This is a genomic window from Polymorphobacter sp. PAMC 29334 (assembly GCF_019431245.1).
Classification (GTDB): Bacteria; Pseudomonadota; Alphaproteobacteria; order Sphingomonadales; family Sphingomonadaceae; genus Polymorphobacter_B; species Polymorphobacter_B megasporae.
The window spans coordinates 1205031-1222308 of record NZ_CP080243.1 but is presented as its reverse complement, the minus strand read 5'-3'; the positions used below and the strand labels follow the sequence as shown (position 1 = coordinate 1222308).

The window sequence follows — 17278 nt, the reverse complement described above, 5'->3', positions numbered from 1 at the left end:
CCCGACGCGCCCCTCGCAGCGACGCGGACGCCGATGGTCGCGCTCGTCGGCAACCCAAACGCGGGCAAGACCAGCCTGTTCAACGCCTTGACCGGGTCGCGGCAGAAGGTCGGCAACTATCCGGGCGTCACCGTCGAGCGCAAGGCGGGCAAGCTCGCGCTCCCCGATGGGCGCAGCGTCGACCTGATCGACCTGCCCGGTACCTACAGCCTCAGCCCGCGTTCGCCCGACGAGGAAGTCACACGCAAGGTCGTGATGGGTGCGCAGGCGGGCGAGCGCCGCCCCGATGCGATCGTCGCGGTGATCGATGCGACCAACCTCCGCAACCACCTCCGCTTCGTTCTCGAACTCCGCCGCCTCGGCCTGCCGATGGTCGTCGCACTCAACATGGTCGACCTTGCCGAGCGCGACGGCACCGCGATCGACGTCGCGCAACTCAGCAAGATCCTCGGCATGCCGGTCGTCGCGACCGTCGCAGTCCGGCGGCGCGGCCTCGGCGATATCGCCGCCGCGCTCGCCCCGCTCCTTAACGGTACGACCCCGCCCGCCGCCGATACGCCGGGCGACCTCGTCCTGCTCCAGCGTGAAGCGCGCGCAATTGCTGGCACCGTGACCACCCAGCGCGGAACGGCGCGGCGCTGGTCGCAGCGGCTCGACGCGATCACCCTCCACCCGGTGTTCGGCCCGATCCTGCTCGCGGCGCTATTGTTCCTGATGTTCCAGGCGGTCTTCGCCTGGGCGCAGGCACCGATGGACATGCTGTCGAGCGGGGTCGACTGGCTCCAGAAGGCCGCCACCGCCGCGCTGCCGCCGGGTGACCTGCGGTCATTGCTCGTCGACGGCATCCTCCACGGGGTCGGCTCGGTCGTGGTGTTCCTCCCGCAGATCCTGATCCTGTTCTTCTTCATCATCGTCCTCGAACAGTCGGGCTACATGACCCGCGCGGCGTTCCTGATGGACCGGCTGATGGCGCGGGTCGGGTTGAACGGCCGCGCCTTCATCCCGCTGATCTCGAGCTTTGCCTGCGCGATCCCCGGCATCATGGCGGCCCGCACGATCGCCGAGCCACGCGACCGGCTGACGACGATCCTGATCGCGCCGCTGATGACGTGCTCGGCGCGGCTACCGGTCTATGCCGTCATCATCGCCGCGTTCATCCCCGACCGCCCGGTCCTCGGCATCCTCGGCCTGCAGGGGCTGGTGATGTTCGGCCTGTATGGCTTCGGCGTCGTCGGCGCGCTGGCGGCGGCGTGGGTGCTGCGCCGGACAGTGACGAAGGGGCCGACCCCGACGTTCCTGATGGAGATGCCGAAGTACCAATGGCCCGCGCCGCGCGACATCGGCATCGGGCTGTACCAGAAGGCGTGGGCGTTCCTCGCGCGCGCCGGCGGCATCATCCTCGTCTCGACGGTTGCGTTGTGGGCGCTGGCAACATGGCCGAAGCCCCCCGCGAATGCGACGCTGCCGGCGATCGACTATTCGGTCGCGGGGCACATCGGCGCGGCGCTCGAGCCGATCTTCCGCCCGATCGGCTTCAACCAGGAAATTGCGCTCGCGCTTGTCCCCGGCATGGCGGCGCGCGAGGTTGCGATCAGCGCGCTCGGCACGGTCTATTCGCTCGATGCCGACGCCGAGCATCCGCAGGGCCTCGTCCAACGCCTCCGTGGCGCGTGGACCCTGCCGACCGCGCTCGCCTTCCTCGCGTGGTACGTCTTCGCGCCGCAATGCCTGTCGACCCTCGCGGTGACACGGCGCGAGACCGGCGGGTGGAAGTGGCCCGGGTTCATGTTCGCCTACACGTTTGCAATGGCATACGTCGGCGCGGGGGCGACCTACTGGCTGGCGCGGGCTTTGCTCTAGTCCGCCAGCCCGATCACGACGATCAGCGCGGCGAACATCCCGAGCGTGATCATGGAGGCGACCGATAGCACGAACGTGCGCCACAACGCGCCGAACCAGCCGAGACGATACGCGCCCTTTAGCTGCACAAACATGTGGACGGGTGCGGCAAGAATGAGCGTGCCGGCGAGACCGCCCGAGAAGCCCTTATGCCCGTCGCTGTAATCCCCGCCGCTGGTCGGGTCGAACTTCGCCAGCAGCGCGATGACGATGAACAGCAGCGACATGAACGACAGTGAGTAAAGCGCGAAGACGACGTGGTCGTAGGTGTGGACGTCGCGGCGGAAGACGAACAGCAGCCACAGCGTCGGCAGCGACAGCGGAATCAGCAGGAAGCTAAGTTTGTACGCCTTCTGCTCGATCCGATAGAGCGCGAAGTCGGGGTTGAGCAGCGCCTCGCGGATTCGTGAATCGATCGTCGCGTTGCCGGTGTTGGGCTTGATCTTGCCCGACCGGACACCGTCGGCGAGCTGTTCTTGCCAGCTGCCAACCGCCTTGTCGGCCGGAGCCGGGATCGCCTGCACGGTCGCCAGTGCCCCCCGTGCCGTCGCCAGCGCCGCCTCGTTCGCCGCCAATGTTGCGCTCAGCGTCTTGATCTGCGCCGGCGTCGTGTCACTGTCGAACTTGGCATGACCGATCTCCCGCCGTGCATCGGCGACGTTGCGCTTGGCATCAGCGACATTGGTGCGGGCATCGGCGACGGGCTTGCCCCCCGCCGAGTTGATTGCGCCGTTGATGTCGGGGCCGCCGAGCATCCCAAAAACGAAGAACATCAGGAAGATCGAGAACAGGAATAACGCCAGCGGGGCGATGTAGCCCGCGCGCTTGCCGTAGACATAGTCGCGCGTCAGCCGCCCCGGCGCGAACACCAGCCGCGGCAGCGTCCGCCACGCCTTGCTGTCGAAATGCCAGATGCCGTGGAGAAATTCCTCGAAGATATGGCCGACGCTGCGATGGACGTGCGCCGATTGCCCGCAGGCCGCGCAGAAATTGCCGGTCAGCGTCGTGCCGCAATTGGCGCAAGCGCCGTGGGCGAGGTCGTGCTCGTCGCGGTGGAGCGGCGGTGGTGCGCCCCCGATCGGCCGGGCAGCGGCACCGCGCTCTGCCGGGTGTGACCCGGGGCCGTCGAGCGTCGACGCCGCCAGCCCCGCGGTCGCCATCGCCCCCACTGCCTCGATCTCGCCCGCCATCGATCCTCCGCTTGCGCTGCTGCTCGCCCCGCTGCCCGCGCCAACCGTCATGCTGGCGTAAGACAGTTGCATTTTCAAGCACGGATGGCCCTGGACCCGGGTGTTCAGCGTCTCCCTGCCTATGGCCAAGCGCGGAGGCCGGACGTATCCCGCGAGCATGGCATCTTCGATCACGATCCGCGCGGAGCGGCCGGGCGACGCCGCAACGATCACGGACATCGTCCGGCGTGCCTACGCCGACGTGCCCTACAGTGACCACCGCGAGCACCTCATGATCGACCGCCTGCGCGAGACCGATGCGTATCTGCCATCACTCTCGCTGCTCGCCGAAATCGGCGGCGAGCCAGTTGGTCACATCCTCCTGACAAAGGCCGCTGTCGTGGGCGACGGCAGGGTCGTGACGACGCTGGCACTGGCACCGCTGTCGGTCGTGCCTGAATTTCAGCGCCGGGGCGTCGGCACGCAGTTGGTCGGCGCGGTCCACGAACGCGCTGCGGCGCTCGGCTTCGAGAGCGTGCTGCTCGTCGGTATTCCCAATTATTATGCGCAATTCGGCTACGAGCCGCTGCGCTGTTACCCGATCGCCCTGCCGTTCGAGGCACCCGCCGAAAACTGCATGATCTTCGAGCTCTGGCCCGGCGCACTCGATGGCGTCGCGGGCAGGGTGCGGTACGCCGACGGGTGGCTCGACCATTGACCGGCCGCTTTGCAACGCTCGTCCCGGCCGTTCCCCAGCCGCAATATATCGACTAGATTTCGGACTCGACGAGTCGCAGCGGACGCATTAGTCGTTCGCTATACGTTCTATTGGATCGCAAGGAAAAGCATATGGCCGGTGTCAACAAAGTCATTCTCGTCGGACGCCTCGGCAAGGACCCCGAAACCAAGGAATTCGGCAACGGCGGGCGGGTCGTCAAGTTCAGCCTCGCGACGTCCGAGAACTGGCGTGACAAGGGGTCGGGCGAGCGCAAGGAAAAGACCGAGTGGCATAACATTGTGATCTTCAACGAGAATATTGGCAAGATCGCCAGCCAGTATCTGAAAAAGGGCAGCGAGGTGTATCTCGAAGGCTCGCTGCAGACGCGCAAATGGCAGGACCAGTCGGGGGTCGAGAAATACACCACCGAAGTCGTGCTGCAGAATTTCAACGGCAATCTTACCTTGCTCGGCGGGCGCGACAGCGGTGCCGGTGAGGGTGGCGGCGGCGCGCGTGAAGGCGGCGGCGGCGGCTACGGCGGCGGACGCGAGCAGGGCGGCGGTGGCTTTGGCGGCGGGGCTTCCCCGGCGGCGAAAAAGCCCGCTTATCCGGGCGGCGGCAGCTTCAGCGACGATCTCGACGACGACGTCCCGTTCTGATCGGAGCTGTGACCTCGGCAACGACGGTCTTCATCGCGCTCCTCCGTGCCGTCAACGTCGGCGGCACGGGCAAGCTCGCGATGAACGATCTTAAGGCGATCTGCGACGGACTCGGCTTCATCGGGGCGCGGACGTACATCGCCAGCGGCAATGTCGTCTTCCGTTCGGCAGCAGGTGAGGCCGAGGTCAAGGCGGCGCTCGAGGCGAAACTTCAGGCGCACACCGGCAAGCCGGTGGGGGTCGTGGTGAGGACTGGTATTGAGCTGGCAGCGGTGCTCGCGGCCACCCCGTTCGCGGATCTCGCCGCCAACCGGACGGTTGCGATCTTTCTCGATGCCGCACCACCCGCCGATGCCATCGATCGCGTCACCGGACGTGCAGGCGAGCAGATCGTCGCGGGCGCTCGCGAACTCTACGTCCATTACGGCGATGGCATGCCCTACACCAAGCTGGTTATCCCGGCGGCGCGGGCCGGGACCGCGCGCAACATGAATACGGTCGCGAAGCTCGTGGCGATGGCTGCTGCCGCCTGACGGAGCGGGCGACTGCGCGCGGGCCAAATGCTCCGAAAGTGCGTGGATTCAGTGATTTATTGGCCAGACGGGGATTTTCGTGGGCTCGAAAGGTCACACTAAGTTCAGGCGTTTGGACATTGATTTCGCGGCGCGCATTTGAACTTCAATCTCGCGAGACGCTGTTGCAGCCCGAGCCGTGCCCAATTGTGAAACGATGGAATATCCGGAGGACACTTCAGCGCGATCGTGTCGCCGGATTGCGCGAGCATTTTTGCGAAACGCTTGGCTAACGATGAGAAAGAGCGCGGCTTGCCGCCCGGTGGCGACTCCCGGCGACGCTACGCGCGCCGCGAGGGTGTAGGACAGCACTTTCTCACAGCGCCGCGCGTCATTTCACTGCCCCGCCGACTGTCAGTAGATCCCCTGTATCTCGAGCGGCAGGCGCGGCGCGGGCGGGTGGAGCAGGATGCTGCGGTCGGGGTCGCCGGCTTCCTGTGCGCGGAGGCGATCGTACTTGACCTTCGCCGCCGCCACCACGGACGCGCGGTCGCGCAGGATCGTCGGGCGCAGGAAGACGAACAGCGTCCGCTTGGTCTGGGTTTGCTGGCGCGACTTGAACAGATTGCCGAGCACCGGGATGTCGCCGAGGACCGGCACCTGGCTGCGGGTATTAGTCCGGTCGTCGGTGATCAGCCCGCCGAGGACGATCGTGTCGCCATTGTCGGCGAGCACCGTCGTCTGGATGCTGCGCCGGTTGGTGATCAGGTCGGCCGCCCCGGTGACGCTGCCGACGAGCGACGACACCTCCTGGCTGACCTCGAGGCGGATGCTGTCGCCCTCGTGGATGCGCGGGACGATGCGCAGCGTGATGCCGACGTCCTGCCGCTCGATCGTCGTGAAGGGCGTCAGCGTATTGCCCGTCGTGCTGAAGCTGCCGGTGCGGAACGGGACGTTCTGGCCAACGACGATCTCGGCGGGTTCGTTGTCGAGGGTCGTGATCGACGGCGTCGACAGCAGGTTCGACTTGGTCGAGGTGCCGAGCGCCTGGACGAGAATGTTGAAATTGCCCTTGCTGCCGCCCGCGAGCGACAGCCCGTCGCCGACCAATCCGAGCCCGCCCGGCACCAGCGCGGCGATCACCGAGCCGAGCGAGACGCCGGTGTTCGAGAACGATGTACCGCCGCTGACGCCGTTGATCACCGCTGCCCCGCCCGCCGCGAACTGCACGCCGAGCGCCTCGGCGGCATCGCCGGTGACCTCGGCGATCGCCGCCTCGATCAGCACCTGCGGACGCCGGATATCGAGCTCTTCGATCAGGACACCAATCGCGGCGATCGCCGCCGGGGTTCCGCGGACGACGATCGCGTTCAACTCGGGCGCGGGCTGGATCGACAGGTCGTCGGCCTGGACCCCCGCGACCGGGGTCGTGCCGCCGCCGCCCGATGCGGTGAGACCGCCCGTCAGCGCCGCGATCGTCGATCCCGTGGTTGCGCCGCCGCCGTTCAATCCGCCCTGGCCGCCGAGCGCGCCGAAACTGCCCTGGCCGCCGTTCGCCCCGGAACTGCCATTCGACGACGATGTGCTGAAGGTCGACCCCGCGCCGATGCTCGACCGCGATCGCGACAGGCTCCGCGCGACCGGGTTGGTCGCCGCGCGCTGCTGGCCGCCGCCGGTCAGGCCGCGCAGGACGTCGGTGATGCTCTCGGCGTCGGCGAAGTTGAGGCGGAACACCCGCGTCGTCGGGGCCGCGCCGCCGGGCTTGTCGAGCAGCACCGCCATCCGCCGCGCCTCCGACAGGCTGCGCGCATCACCACGGATAAGGATGACGTTGCTCCGCTCGTCGAGCGCGATCTTCGGCGACCCCGGCGCAGTACCGTCACCCATGATCCGCGCCAGCGCCGCGCCGACATCCTTGGCGCTCGCGTATTTGAGCGGCAGGCTTTCGAACGATGCGCCGCCGCCGGCATCGAGGTCCTGCGCCAGCCGCTCGATCCGGCGGACATTTTCGGCATAGTCGGTGACGACGATCGCGTTCGGGTTGGCCAGCGGCTCGATGCTGCCGAACGAGGCGACGAGCGGACGGAATACGCGCACCGCGGAGTCGGCGGGGAGGTTGCGGAGGGGCACGACGCGGGTGACGACGTCCTGCGAGCGGGCGACATTGCGCCCCGATGCCGCGGTCGCGCCGCCCTGGATCGCCGACGCCTGCGGCACGATCCGCCACGCCGCGCCCGACTTGACCGCGGCGAAGCCGTATACGCGCAGGACCGAGCGGAACAGGTCCCAGACGCCGTCGGCCGACAGCGGCTCGGCCGAGACGACATTGACGACGCCCTTGACGCTCGGGTCGAGGATCAGCGTCCGCCCGGTAATCCGCGACACCTGCTCGGCGACCTGCGCGATCTCGACATCGCGCATGTTGACGATGACGTCGTTCGCCTGGACCCGTGCAGGGACCTGTGGCGCGGCCTGTGCCGCCGCGACGCCTGGCAGCGCGACTAGCGCCCCGATCGCCGCCGACAGCGCGGCCCGATGCTTGTTCCGACCCACAGACTTGCCCCCTAGTGCAACGGAAACGACATGGCGATGTGCTTGCCGTCGCGGACGACATCGACGCGGACGCGCCCCGAAACCACCGCATCGTCGAACAAGGCGCGGTCGCGCTCGGGGTCGCCGACCGCCTGGCCGTTGACCTTTTCGACGATGTCGCCGGGCTGGAGCCCGGCGCGGCGCATGTCGTCGGACGGCGTCGAGCCGACGCGGTAGCCGTCGGGTGTCGCGGTCGCGCCGAGGCTGCCGAGCAAAGACTGCGGGTCGGCGGCGCGCGCGCGATATTGCTCGACCGGCGCGGCGTTGCCGATCCGCGGCTGCGGACCCATCGGCACCGCGACCTGCGCCGGTTGCCCCGCAGCGCCGGGCGCGCCGGGCTTAGCCGGGAACGCCAGCGTCTGGAGCTGGCCGTTGACGCGGAGGACGACGAGGTCGAACTCGACCGCATCGAGGATCGCGCCGCCGGGTAGCGTCTCGCCGACCGCATATGCCTTGGCCGGACCGTTCGCGGCGGCGATCAGCGCGCTCGACGCCGATTGCGGGCGCGCGAGCATGATGCCGCGGAGTTGCAGGCCGAGCGCGCTTGGATCGCCGGTTGCTCCCGCGACGGCGACGGCCTGCCCGAACGGAGCGAAGCGCGTGATCGGCGACAGGTCGAGCGCGACCGATACCGGGGCGGCGGCGCTGGCCGACGCAACATGCGCGCGCCCGTCGTCGGCTCCGCTCAGCCGCCACGTCAGCCCGGCCAGCGCGACCGCGACCGAGGCGATGACCCCTGCCGCGACGAGCGCGACGCTGCGATCGATGGTCCGTGGGGTCATGACGCGATGCTTCGCGCGTCGCGGAAGCCGCGGAGCGTCGCCATCGGCTGCGTCGCGCCCTGCGGGGTGACCGAGACGGTGATCGCCGCGAGATCGGGGTCGTCGCTCGGCTTGGCGGTCGTCGTCACCTGCCACGCGCGTCCGAGCATCGTCACCGTCGCGGGCAGAACGGCAGCGCCGGGAAGCGTTGCTTCGACCAGCCGGTTCTCGGCGACCCAGCCGGCGATCGTCCGCGCCTCGACGCCGCGGATCAGGTCGATATGCGCGCTCGTTGCCCGGATCAGCCCGGCCGACGCGACCGCGAGCACCGCCATCGCGACGAGCGCCTCGATCAGCGTGAAGCCCGTGTCGTGTTCGGTCATCGTGCTGCCGCTGCTCGCGCGGCGGTGGCGCGCAGTCCGTCGAAGCGGACGTTCCATGCCTCATCACCGCGAACCAGCGTGAGATCGACCACCGAATTATCGTCGAGCGTCACCGGCGCGGCGGGTGTGCCCTCGAGCCGGATGCCGTCGGGCAGGACGTGGCGGTTCGACCCGACCTGATACGCCGCGGCGTCGGCGCGCAGCGACAGCGGCGCGTTGCCGGTCATCGCCGCGTCGGCCCCCGCCTGAATCGTCCCTGCCAGTCGCCGCGCCTCGACCTCGGCCCCCGGACCGTGGCTGCCGAGCGACAGCACCGTCGCCCCCGACGCGACGCCGATGATGGCGAGGACGACGAGCATCTCGATAAGCGTCAGCCCGGCATCGCGCTCAAGCGACGTCAGGGCGACGCAGTGGCTCAACGGCCGGTGTCCTGAATGTCGGCGTCGACGCCATCCCCGCCCGGTTTGCCGTCGCGCCCGAGCGACAACAGGTCGAACCCCCCGCCGGTCGCGCCGGGGCTGCGGTAGATATACGGGTGGCCCCATGGGTCGGACGGAGCCTGCTGGAGGTAGCCGTCGGCGGCGTAATTTGTCGCGGCGGGCCCCGTCGATGGCTTCGTCACCAACGCCGCCAGCCCCTGCTCGGTCGTCGGGTAGCTGCCGTTGTCGAGGCGGTACATCTTGAGCGCCGCGCCGATCGACTTGAGGTCGGCCTGCGCTACCGTAACCCGCGCCTGGTCGGGGCGGCCGATCACGCTCGGCACGATCAGCGCGGCGACGAGCGCGATGATCGCCAGCACGACGATCATCTCGATCAGCGTTAGCCCCGCGTCCGGCCCGAGCGCATCTGCGCCCGCATCCGCCGCGGGCACAGCTGTGCTCTCCGCAGGCAGCATTAGCTCGGATTTGGCCGCTTCCACGCCGTCCTGAACCTTCGAGTAAATTGTGTGCACTGCCATACCGTCTTATAGAGGGGGCGAAGCCGAACGCTATCGGCCCGCCAATAGTAAACGACCGAAGTGGGCCGGAATGAACAGCGACGCCGCCGATTCCACCGCTCCAACCGGAGGCGTATATACGCTCTCGAGCGGCGTCGCGGTTGCGCTCGAGCGCTGGGATGTCGGACCGACGACGGTGCTCGTGCCGACCGAGGACGTTTTGCTGCTCGCGGTCGACCTGCCGATCGCCGGGCGCGCGCAGCGGTTCGCGGCATTGCCGTTCGCGATCGAGGACCGCATCGCCGACCCGCTCGACGCGGTCCATGTCGCGCTCGGGGTCGAAGTCGCGCCGCAGAGCTTCGTCGCCGGGGTCGTTCGCCACGACATCATGCTCGGCTGGATCGCGACGCTCGACGCCGCCGGCTTGGGCCACGCCGCGATCGTCCCCGATGCGCTGCTGCTTCCGGTCCCCGCTCCGGGATCGTGGAGCGTCGAGTCCGCGGCGGGGCGCGTCATCGTCCGCACCGATTCGGGGTCGGGGTTCGCGGTTCCGGTCGAGCGGTTCCTTATGGTCTGGGCGGCGGGGGGTTCGCTGCCGTGCGTGACCTATGGCGCGCCGCTGCCGTTCGACCTGCCGATGAGCAGCATCGGCGATGCCGGGATCGCGTCGCAACGCCTGCTCGCGCCGGGTCTCGATCTCCGCCAGGGCCGCTACGCCGCGCCGGCGCGCCCGATCCCCGCGGCGCTGCGGCGGCTGGGGATCGTCCTCGCCGCCGGGCTGCTCGCGCATACCGCGATCGCCGCCGCCGACACGCTCAAGCTGCGCGGCATCGCGGCCAACCGGCGGACGACCGCCGAGGTGCTTGTCCGCCAGATGCTGCCCGGCACGCCGCTGACCGCCGATCTCGACCGGCTGCTGCCGAGCGGAAGCGCCGGGCGCGGGCGCTTCCTGCCGTTGCTGACCCGCGCCGCCGTCGCGCTGACCCCCGTCGGCGGACTGACGTTGACCAAGCTGAGCTACACCGACGGTGACGGCGCGCTGACGCTCGGGGTCGAGGCGGCCGATATCGGCGGGCTCCAGCGCGCGCAGTCGGCGCTGGTGTCGGCGGGGCTGAGCCCCGTCAGCGGTGCGGCGACCGCGGCCCCGGGGCGCGCCGACGGCGACATCGTCATTCACGGGGCCGCGTTGTGAAGATGGAACTTCGCCCGATCCGCCTCCCCGGCTTCGATCCCCGCCGCGTCTGGCGCGCTGTGCCGCTGCCCGCGATCGCGCCGCTGCGGTCGGGCATGGCGCGCTGGCTCGATGCGCGCAGCCCACGCGAACGCTGGCTGTTCGCCGCCCTCGCGCTGGTCGCCGCCGCCGCACTGTATGCGACGCTCGTCTGGCGGCCGATCGCGGCCGCACACGCGGCGGCACTCGACGACATCGCCCGCTACGACCGGATCGCGGCACGCCTCCGCGTCGCCGGTCCCGACGTCGCGCGGATGGCGGCGGCGCGGTCGGGCAGCCCATCGACGACGATCACCGAGAGCGCGGCGAAGGCCGGGCTGACGATCCAGCGGATTGAGCCGCAGGGCGCGAACATCGGCGTGACGCTCGACGCGGCGGGGTTCGATGCGCTGGTCGGCTGGCTCGCCGCGCTCGAACGCGACGCCGGAATGCACGTCGTCGACCTCAAGCTCGAACGCCGTCCCGACCCCGGCATCGTCTCCGCCCAAGTCACGCTGGCAACGACATGATCGACGCCATCCCCGACGATATCGACCTGCCGCCGGTCGCCGCGGCGTCGCTGCCCTATGCCTTCGCCCGACGCCACGGCGTCGTCGTCGCGTCCGCCACCGGGGTCTGCAGCCACCGCCCCGGCGTCGCGATCGAGGCGCTGATGGAGGTCCAGCGGCGCTACGGCGACCTGACCTACGAAGCCGTCGACGAGGCCGGGTTCGAGGCGCGGCTGCGGAGCTTGTACCGCGACAATGCCAGCGACGCCGCCGACTTCGCCGCCGCCGACACCGACCTCGCCGCGCTCGCCGACACCGCCGCCAGCCTCGACGACCTGCTCGACAGCCGCGACGACTCGCCGGTCATCCGGCTGATCAACGCGCTCCTCCTCGAAGCCGTCCGGCAGGGCGCATCGGACATCCACTTCGAAACGCAGGAGAAGCGCTGTGTCGTCCGCTTCCGCGTCGACGGCGTCCTCCGCGACATGGTCGAGCCCGCCCGCGCGCTCGCCCCGCTGCTGACCAGCCGGATCAAGGTCATGGCGCGGCTCGACATCGCCGAGAAGCGCGTGCCGCAGGACGGGCGCGTGACGCTCCGCGTCGGCGGCCACGAGATCGACGTCCGCGTCTCGACCCTGCCCGCGCAGCACGGCGAGCGCGTCGTCCTCCGCCTGCTCGATCGCGACGCGACCGACCTCGACCTCACCCGCCTCGGCATGAGCGCTCGCGACCTGAGTGTCTTCGAACGCCTGCTCGCGCGCCCGAATGGCATGGTCCTCGTCACCGGGCCGACCGGATCGGGCAAGACGACGACGCTGTACGCCGCGCTCAACCGATTGAACGACCGCAAGCGCAACATCATGACGGTCGAGGATCCGATCGAATACGAGCTCGAAGGCATCGGCCAGATGCAGGTCAACCCACGGATCGACCTCGACTTCGCGCGCGGGCTGCGGGCGATCCTGCGGCAGGACCCCGACGTCATCATGGTCGGCGAAATCCGCGACCACGAGACCGCCGAGATGGCGGTGCGGTCGAGCATGACCGGGCATTTCGTCCTGTCGACGCTCCACACCAACACCGCCGTCGGCAGCATCACGCGGCTGGTCGACATGGGGGTCGAGCGCTATCTCCTCGCGCCGATGGTCGCCGGGCTGATCGCGCAGCGGCTGGTGCGGACGCTGTGCCCCGCCTGCCGCGCGCCGGGCGAGGCGACGGCGATCGAGAGCGCAATGCTCGGCGGGGCGATCGCAACCGGCGCGCCGATCCATCGCCCAGTCGGCTGCGCCGCGTGCAACAACGAGGGCTATCGCGGGCGCGGCGCGATCTACGAGATCATCGAGGTCGACGCGGCGATGCAGGGCTTGATCCACGACGGCGTGTCGGAGGCCGACCTCGTCGCCGCCGCGCGCCGCAGCGGCCCGGCGCTGATCGACGACGGCGCCGCCAAGATCGCCGCCGGGATGACCTCGGTCGAGGAAGTCGCCCGCGTCGTGCGCGACGATGCTTAGGGCCGCGGACTAATGGCGGCATTCGTCTATCGCGCGGTCGACGCGCTCGGCCAGACCCAGCGCGGCGTCGTCGAGGCGAGCAGCGCGACCGGCGCGCGCCGCCTGTTGCGCGATCGCAGCCTGCTGCCGGTCTCGGTCGAGGCGACGCGCGCCACGGCAGCAACCCCGCGCCCGGCGCTGTTCGGCCCGAAGATCGGGGCCAAGGCGCTGTCGACGCTGACCCGCCAGCTCGCGACGCTCGTCGGCACCGACATCCGCGTCGAGGAGGCGCTGCGGCTGGTGGCGGCGCAGGCGGCGGCGACGCCGGTCGCCGAGCTGCTGCTCAACGTCCGCGGGCGCATCCTCGACGGCGGCAGCTTCGCCACCGCATTGGCCGAACACCCGACGGTGTTTCCCGAATTCTTCCGCGCCTCGGTCGCGGCGGGCGAGCAGTCGGGCAAGCTGCCGCAGGTCCTCGCCCACCTCGCCGACTTCGTCGACAGCCGGTATCGCGCCGCGAACAAGCTCCAGCTCGCCTTGCTCTATCCGGCGCTGCTCGGCGTCGTCTCATTCGGTATGATGACGCTGCTGCTGATCTACGTCGTCCCCGACATCACCCGGGTGTTCATCTCGCGCGGGGCCGAGCTGCCGTTCCTGACGCGGGCGCTGATTGCGATCAGCTGGGCGGTGTCGCATTTCGGCCTCGTCGCGCTGGTCGTCATCGCCGGAGCCATTTTCGCCACGCGGCGCTGGCTCGCGGTCCCGGCCAACCGGCTGCGCTTCCACCAGTTCATCGCCACGACGCGACCGTTCTCGGGCTTCAGCCGCCAGCTCAACGCCGCACGCTTCGCCGGCAGCCTCGCGACCCTCGTCCAGAGCGACGTGCCCTTGGTCGACGCGATCGCCACCGCCGCCGCGGTTACCCCCAACATGTTCGTCCGCAAGCAGGCGCTCGAAGTGGCGACGCGGGTGCGCGAGGGCACGAGCCTCCATCGCGCGATGGAGGAGGCGCGGGTGTTCCCGCCGATGCTCGTCGCGATCGTCGCGAGCGGCGAGAGCAGCGGCAGGCTAGGCCCGGTCCTCGCCCGCGCCGGGGTCGATCTCGACCGCGATCTCGACGCGCTGGTGGCGACGCTGATGGGCCTGATCGAGCCGGCGGTGCTGCTGACGATGGGCGGGGTCGTGCTGCTGATGGTGCTGTCGATCCTGCTGCCGATCATCAACCTCAACAACCTGGCCGGGCAATGACCGCGTCAGAGCTCGATTTCGAGGTCGCTCGCGCCGGTCGAGCCGGGGATCAGCGCCGCCCCGGCCGCGGTCGTATGCAGCCGCAAGACGCCCTTCTCGAGGGTCAGGTCGGCGAGCGGCTGCGCGCGGTTGGCCCATGGCGTGAGCGTTCCGGTCGTGCGGTCGCCGCTGGTGACGAAGGTCGCGGCGATGCGCGGGACGGCGCGGGCGGCACCAGCGAAGCGCCCGCTGCACGACCCCGCCTCAGTGGAGATGTTGCCCGACGCGGCCTGATGCTTCGGCGCGAGGGCGACGCGGTCGAGCGCGACATGGACCCCGAAGTCGCAGGCGAACGGCAGCGACGGCACGGCGAGGGCGACCAGCGGCCAGCCGACGCGACCGTGCACAGCGGCGAGCTCGACCCCGGCGAAGGGACCCCAGCGCGCCGCGCCTTCGAGCGCGCTGCCAGGTCCATCGATCGTCCAGCGACCGGCGACCCCCGCCGACCCGAGCGAGTCGAGCAGCGACGCGTGCCACGCCGCGACATGGCCGCCGCCGAGCGCCGCCTCGCCGCGCCACACCGTCCCGGCGGCATCGACGCCGCGCGGCACGACCAGCCGCGCGGGCATCGTCGCGACCAGCGCCGCCGCATAGACTCCGACGCCCAGCGCGGCGAGCAGCCACCACGACAGGGGATTCGCCGATGATCGAGCGCCGGGTTCTGCTCCATACGGCGTGGCTGGCGACGCTGGCATCGGCGTGTTCCCCGGTTTGGGCGGCGGCGAAGGGCGACGACCGCCCGCTCGCCGCGCTGCTGCTGCCGCTGACCGGCCCCAGCGCCGATCTCGCACGGAGCATGCAGCATGCGGCCGCCCTCGCGCAACCGCCGGGGGCGACGAAGAACACGCTCGTTGTGTTCGACACCGGCAGCACCCCCGAGGGCGCGGCGACAGCAGCGGGACTCGCGGTCAAGCGCGGCGCGCCGCTGATCGTCGGGCCGTTGTTCGCGGCGCAAGTCACCCCGGTGGTCAAGGCGGCAGGCGGCATCCCCGTCGTCGCTTTGTCGAACGATGCCGGCGGGAGCGGCGGCTTTGCGCTCGGCGTGACCCCGGCGCAGACCGTCGGCGCGATCCTGAACTATGCCCGGTCGCGCGGCGTTCGCCGCGTCGCACTGAGCCCCGGGACGACCCGCTGGGACAGTCTCGCCGATGCGGTGGCGCGGCGGCAGGCGACCGAACTCGGCCTGACGCTGACGGATTTCGCCCCGGGAGCGACCCCCGACGCGGTCCTTGTTACGGGCGACGCCGATGCTTTCGCGGGCGTCGCGCGCGGGTTGCAGGGCAGCGGCGTCCAGTTGCTCGGCACCTACCAGGGAATGGCGCTGTCGGGCGCGGGGCTCGCGGCGATCGAGGGCGCGTGGCTCGCCGCCCCCGACCCCGACGGCTTCGCCGACTTCGCGCGCCGCTTCGAGACCGCGTTCGGCAATCCGCCGGGACAGATCGCCGGCCTCGCCTATGACGCCGTCGGCATCGCCCGGACGCTGCGGACCAGCGGGCATCTCGACCGCGACGGGCTGACCGGCTCGGCGGGGTTCGCCGGGGTCACCGGCGCGGTCCGCTTCGCCGCCGACGGCACCGCGACCCGCGAACTCGCGATCCTCGTCGCCGAGGGCGGGGCCTTCCGCACGGTCGCCCACAGCCAGTCGGCGTGAACTGTCCGGAGGAGCCCGACGCTGGCTTCACCCTGATCGAGGTCATCGTCGCGCTCGCCTTGTTCGCGATCATCGCGCTCGCCGGGGTCGCGCTCGTCGACACCGTCCTCGGCGCGCAGGCGCGGACGGCGGGGCGGCTCGACCGGCTCGGCGACCTCCAGCGGGCGATGGTCGTCGTCGCCCGCGACTTTACCGGGATCGCCGACGCGCCGCTGGCCGGGAGCGCGACCGGCGTCGGCTTCGACCGCCACGTCGACGGCGGCGCGATCGGGATCAGCTACCGGCTTGCGGGCGATGTTTTCGAGCGGATCGACGGCGGCCGGACGCAGGTCGTCCTCGACCATGTCGCCGCCGTCCGCTGGCAATATTACACGCTCCCCGGCGGCTGGCAGGAGCGCTGGCCGGCGAGCGATGCGCAAGCGCGGGCATGGCCGCTCGCGGTCGCGGTCGAGGTCGACCTCGCCGGCCCCGGGTTGAGCGGCACCCTCCGCCGGGTCATCGACCTGCCCGTCCGCCCGCTGCCGCCCGGCGCGGTGGCAGCCCAGCCGTGACACTTCTCCCATGATCCTCCTCAACGTCCTCGCGATCGTCGCGGTCGCGATCGCTGCGGTGATGCTGATGCTCGGCACCGAGGACCCCGCGCTCGACCGCGCGATCCGGCTCCGCGAGGCGGCACAGGCGCTCGCGGTGGCGCGCGGCGGCGAGCTGTCGGCGGTCGCCGCGCTCCGCCGCGACATGATCGCCGCCCCCGATACCGACAACCGCAACGAGGCGTGGGCGAAGGTCGCGCAGGCCCCGACCGCGATCGAGGGCGGGACCTTCGCGCTGGCGATCGCCGACGCGCAGGGCCGCTTCAACATCAACGCGGCGGGCGGCAGCGGCGAGCCGGTCCTCGCGGCGATCACCACCGCGTTGCGCCTCGACCCCGACATCGCCAGCCGCATCGCCAGGTCGATTGCCGAGCGCGGGCGCGTCGCCGACCTCGGCGAGCTGACCCGCGCCGAGATCGACCCGGCGACGATCGCCAAGCTGAGGCCGTATGTCACCGCACTCCCCGCCCGCGCCGACGTCAACGTCAACGCCGCCTCCCCCGAACTTCTCGGCATCATCGTCGGCGACCGCGTCGGCGGACGCATCCTCGCCGACCGCCGCGACCGCGCCGGGCTGCTGACTCCGACCGACTTCACCGCGACCGGGCTCAAGCTGCCGGCCGGGGCGGGGTTCACTTCCGACCACTTCGTCGTGACGACGATCGTCACGATCGGGGGGACGACACAGACCTTGACGAGCTTGCTCGAACGGCGGCCGGGACGAATCCCTTTGGTAGTGGCGATCACGCGCTGGCAAGGAGCCTTACCGGGCTAAGGTGACAGTATCATCACCAACAACATCTCTATTATTGCTATAAGCCAATGCTTGAAGGAATATTATTGCGATCGGCGTGGTTTCCGTCTGCACCCATATTGGCGACCGTCAGCCTCCTACGAACCGAGCAGACGGT

The 17278-nt window shown here is 70.2% G+C and carries 18 protein-coding genes; 11 read left to right on the top strand and 7 right to left on the bottom strand.

Annotation, left to right across the window (positions count from 1 at the left end):
- The first annotated feature begins 33 nt into the window (after positions 1 to 33).
- Positions 34 to 1860, top strand: a complete 1827-nt coding sequence (locus KZX46_RS09705) for a ferrous iron transporter B (protein WP_219776937.1) — start codon at positions 34 to 36, stop codon at positions 1858 to 1860.
- Here the strand turns inward: KZX46_RS09705 and KZX46_RS09700 are convergent.
- Entirely contained in the window at positions 1857 to 3161 is a 1305-nt protein-coding gene (locus tag KZX46_RS09700; protein ID WP_219776409.1) for a DUF3667 domain-containing protein, read from the bottom strand. The genes KZX46_RS09705 and KZX46_RS09700 overlap by 4 nt on opposite strands.
- Before the next feature lie 85 nt (positions 3162 to 3246).
- Here KZX46_RS09700 and KZX46_RS09695 point away from each other — a divergent pair, with 85 nt between their 5' ends.
- The 3 genes from KZX46_RS09695 (at position 3247) to KZX46_RS09685 (ending at position 4978) form a co-directional block, all read left to right on the top strand.
- Entirely contained in the window at positions 3247 to 3786 is a 540-nt protein-coding gene (locus tag KZX46_RS09695; RefSeq protein ID WP_219776408.1) for a GNAT family N-acetyltransferase, read from the top strand.
- A 131-nt stretch (positions 3787 to 3917) separates the two neighbouring features.
- Positions 3918 to 4445, top strand: a complete 528-nt coding sequence (gene ssb, locus KZX46_RS09690) for a single-stranded DNA-binding protein (protein WP_219776407.1) — start codon at positions 3918 to 3920, stop codon at positions 4443 to 4445.
- Positions 4446 to 4453: 8 nt separating this feature from the next.
- Positions 4454 to 4978 (top strand): DUF1697 domain-containing protein, encoded by a 525-nt coding sequence (locus KZX46_RS09685; protein ID WP_219776406.1) that lies wholly within the window; start codon positions 4454 to 4456, stop codon positions 4976 to 4978.
- Between the two features lie 393 nt (positions 4979 to 5371).
- On the opposite strand, the gene gspD is transcribed toward KZX46_RS09685, so the two are convergent.
- The 5 genes from gspD to gspG are packed head-to-tail and all read right to left on the bottom strand — an operon-like array spanning position 5372 to position 9564.
- Positions 5372 to 7510 (bottom strand): type II secretion system secretin GspD, encoded by a 2139-nt coding sequence (gspD, locus tag KZX46_RS09680; RefSeq protein WP_226896207.1) that lies wholly within the window; start codon positions 7508 to 7510, stop codon positions 5372 to 5374.
- An 11-nt stretch (positions 7511 to 7521) separates the two neighbouring features.
- Complete coding sequence (locus KZX46_RS09675; RefSeq protein ID WP_219776405.1) at positions 7522 to 8331, bottom strand: type II secretion system protein N; 810 nt, start codon at positions 8329 to 8331, stop codon at positions 7522 to 7524.
- Complete coding sequence (gspI, locus tag KZX46_RS09670; protein ID WP_219776404.1) at positions 8328 to 8693, bottom strand: type II secretion system minor pseudopilin GspI; 366 nt, start codon at positions 8691 to 8693, stop codon at positions 8328 to 8330. The genes KZX46_RS09675 and gspI overlap by 4 nt, the downstream gene beginning before the upstream one ends.
- Positions 8690 to 9112: a prepilin-type N-terminal cleavage/methylation domain-containing protein gene (locus KZX46_RS09665; protein WP_226896206.1), complete on the bottom strand. Its 423-nt coding sequence runs from the start codon at positions 9110 to 9112 to the stop codon at positions 8690 to 8692. Before KZX46_RS09665 ends, gspI begins: the two co-directional genes overlap by 4 nt.
- Complete coding sequence (gene gspG / locus KZX46_RS09660) at positions 9109 to 9564, bottom strand: type II secretion system major pseudopilin GspG (protein ID WP_226896205.1); 456 nt, start codon at positions 9562 to 9564, stop codon at positions 9109 to 9111. The genes KZX46_RS09665 and gspG overlap by 4 nt, the downstream gene beginning before the upstream one ends.
- 157 nt (positions 9565 to 9721) lie before the next feature.
- On the opposite strand from gspG, the gene gspL reads away from it, so the two are divergent.
- Genes gspL through KZX46_RS09640 form a run of 4 tightly spaced genes read left to right on the top strand, consistent with a single transcriptional unit; the run spans position 9722 to position 14087 of the window.
- Positions 9722 to 10822 (top strand): type II secretion system protein GspL, encoded by a 1101-nt coding sequence (gspL, locus tag KZX46_RS09655; protein ID WP_219776403.1) that lies wholly within the window; start codon positions 9722 to 9724, stop codon positions 10820 to 10822.
- Between the two features lie 2 nt (positions 10823 to 10824).
- Positions 10825 to 11370 (top strand): type II secretion system protein GspM, encoded by a 546-nt coding sequence (gene gspM, locus KZX46_RS09650; RefSeq protein ID WP_226896272.1) that lies wholly within the window; start codon positions 10825 to 10827, stop codon positions 11368 to 11370.
- Positions 11367 to 12860 (top strand): GspE/PulE family protein, encoded by a 1494-nt coding sequence (locus tag KZX46_RS09645; protein ID WP_219776401.1) that lies wholly within the window; start codon positions 11367 to 11369, stop codon positions 12858 to 12860. Before gspM ends, KZX46_RS09645 begins: the two co-directional genes overlap by 4 nt.
- Before the next feature lie 12 nt (positions 12861 to 12872).
- Positions 12873 to 14087 (top strand): type II secretion system F family protein, encoded by a 1215-nt coding sequence (locus KZX46_RS09640; RefSeq protein ID WP_219776400.1) that lies wholly within the window; start codon positions 12873 to 12875, stop codon positions 14085 to 14087.
- Between the two features lie 5 nt (positions 14088 to 14092).
- Here the strand turns inward: KZX46_RS09640 and KZX46_RS09635 are convergent, their stop codons facing one another.
- The gene (locus KZX46_RS09635) at positions 14093 to 14821 is read right to left on the bottom strand and encodes a hypothetical protein (protein WP_219776399.1); all 729 of its coding nucleotides are present in this window, start codon (positions 14819 to 14821) and stop codon (positions 14093 to 14095) included.
- Here KZX46_RS09635 and KZX46_RS09630 point away from each other — a divergent pair.
- Genes KZX46_RS09630 through KZX46_RS09620 form a run of 3 tightly spaced genes read left to right on the top strand, consistent with a single transcriptional unit; the run spans position 14770 to position 17142 of the window.
- Positions 14770 to 15777, top strand: a complete 1008-nt coding sequence (locus KZX46_RS09630) for a penicillin-binding protein activator (RefSeq protein ID WP_219776398.1) — start codon at positions 14770 to 14772, stop codon at positions 15775 to 15777. The genes KZX46_RS09635 and KZX46_RS09630 overlap by 52 nt on opposite strands.
- Positions 15774 to 16328 (top strand): prepilin-type N-terminal cleavage/methylation domain-containing protein, encoded by a 555-nt coding sequence (locus tag KZX46_RS09625; protein ID WP_219776397.1) that lies wholly within the window; start codon positions 15774 to 15776, stop codon positions 16326 to 16328. The genes KZX46_RS09630 and KZX46_RS09625 overlap by 4 nt, the downstream gene beginning before the upstream one ends.
- A gap of 10 nt (positions 16329 to 16338) precedes the next feature.
- A complete protein-coding gene (locus tag KZX46_RS09620; RefSeq protein ID WP_219776396.1) occupies positions 16339 to 17142 on the top strand; it encodes a type II secretion system protein GspK in 804 nt (267 codons plus the stop codon).
- The last annotated feature ends 136 nt before the right edge of the window (positions 17143 to 17278 follow it).

What these genes read in the sequence shown, in the direction of transcription:
- KZX46_RS09700 (WP_219776409.1), bottom strand. Translation starts at nt 3,161, where the DNA reads ATGCAACTGTCTTACGCCAGCATGACGGTTGGCGCGGGCAGCGGGGCG.
- KZX46_RS09645 (WP_219776401.1), top strand. Translation starts at nt 11,367, where the DNA reads ATGATCGACGCCATCCCCGACGATATCGACCTGCCGCCGGTCGCCGCG.
- KZX46_RS09705 (WP_219776937.1), top strand. Translation starts at nt 34, where the DNA reads ATGGTCGCGCTCGTCGGCAACCCAAACGCGGGCAAGACCAGCCTGTTC.
- KZX46_RS09695 (WP_219776408.1), top strand. Translation starts at nt 3,247, where the DNA reads ATGGCATCTTCGATCACGATCCGCGCGGAGCGGCCGGGCGACGCCGCA.
- KZX46_RS09675 (WP_219776405.1), bottom strand. Translation starts at nt 8,331, where the DNA reads ATGACCCCACGGACCATCGATCGCAGCGTCGCGCTCGTCGCGGCAGGG.
- gspM (WP_226896272.1), top strand. Translation starts at nt 10,825, where the DNA reads ATGGAACTTCGCCCGATCCGCCTCCCCGGCTTCGATCCCCGCCGCGTC.
- gspI (WP_219776404.1), bottom strand. Translation starts at nt 8,693, where the DNA reads ATGACCGAACACGACACGGGCTTCACGCTGATCGAGGCGCTCGTCGCG.
- KZX46_RS09630 (WP_219776398.1), top strand. Translation starts at nt 14,770, where the DNA reads ATGATCGAGCGCCGGGTTCTGCTCCATACGGCGTGGCTGGCGACGCTG.
- KZX46_RS09620 (WP_219776396.1), top strand. Translation starts at nt 16,339, where the DNA reads ATGATCCTCCTCAACGTCCTCGCGATCGTCGCGGTCGCGATCGCTGCG.
- KZX46_RS09640 (WP_219776400.1), top strand. Translation starts at nt 12,873, where the DNA reads ATGGCGGCATTCGTCTATCGCGCGGTCGACGCGCTCGGCCAGACCCAG.
- ssb (WP_219776407.1), top strand. Translation starts at nt 3,918, where the DNA reads ATGGCCGGTGTCAACAAAGTCATTCTCGTCGGACGCCTCGGCAAGGAC.
- gspL (WP_219776403.1), top strand. Translation starts at nt 9,722, where the DNA reads ATGAACAGCGACGCCGCCGATTCCACCGCTCCAACCGGAGGCGTATAT.
- KZX46_RS09635 (WP_219776399.1), bottom strand. Translation starts at nt 14,821, where the DNA reads ATGCCAGCGTCGCCAGCCACGCCGTATGGAGCAGAACCCGGCGCTCGA.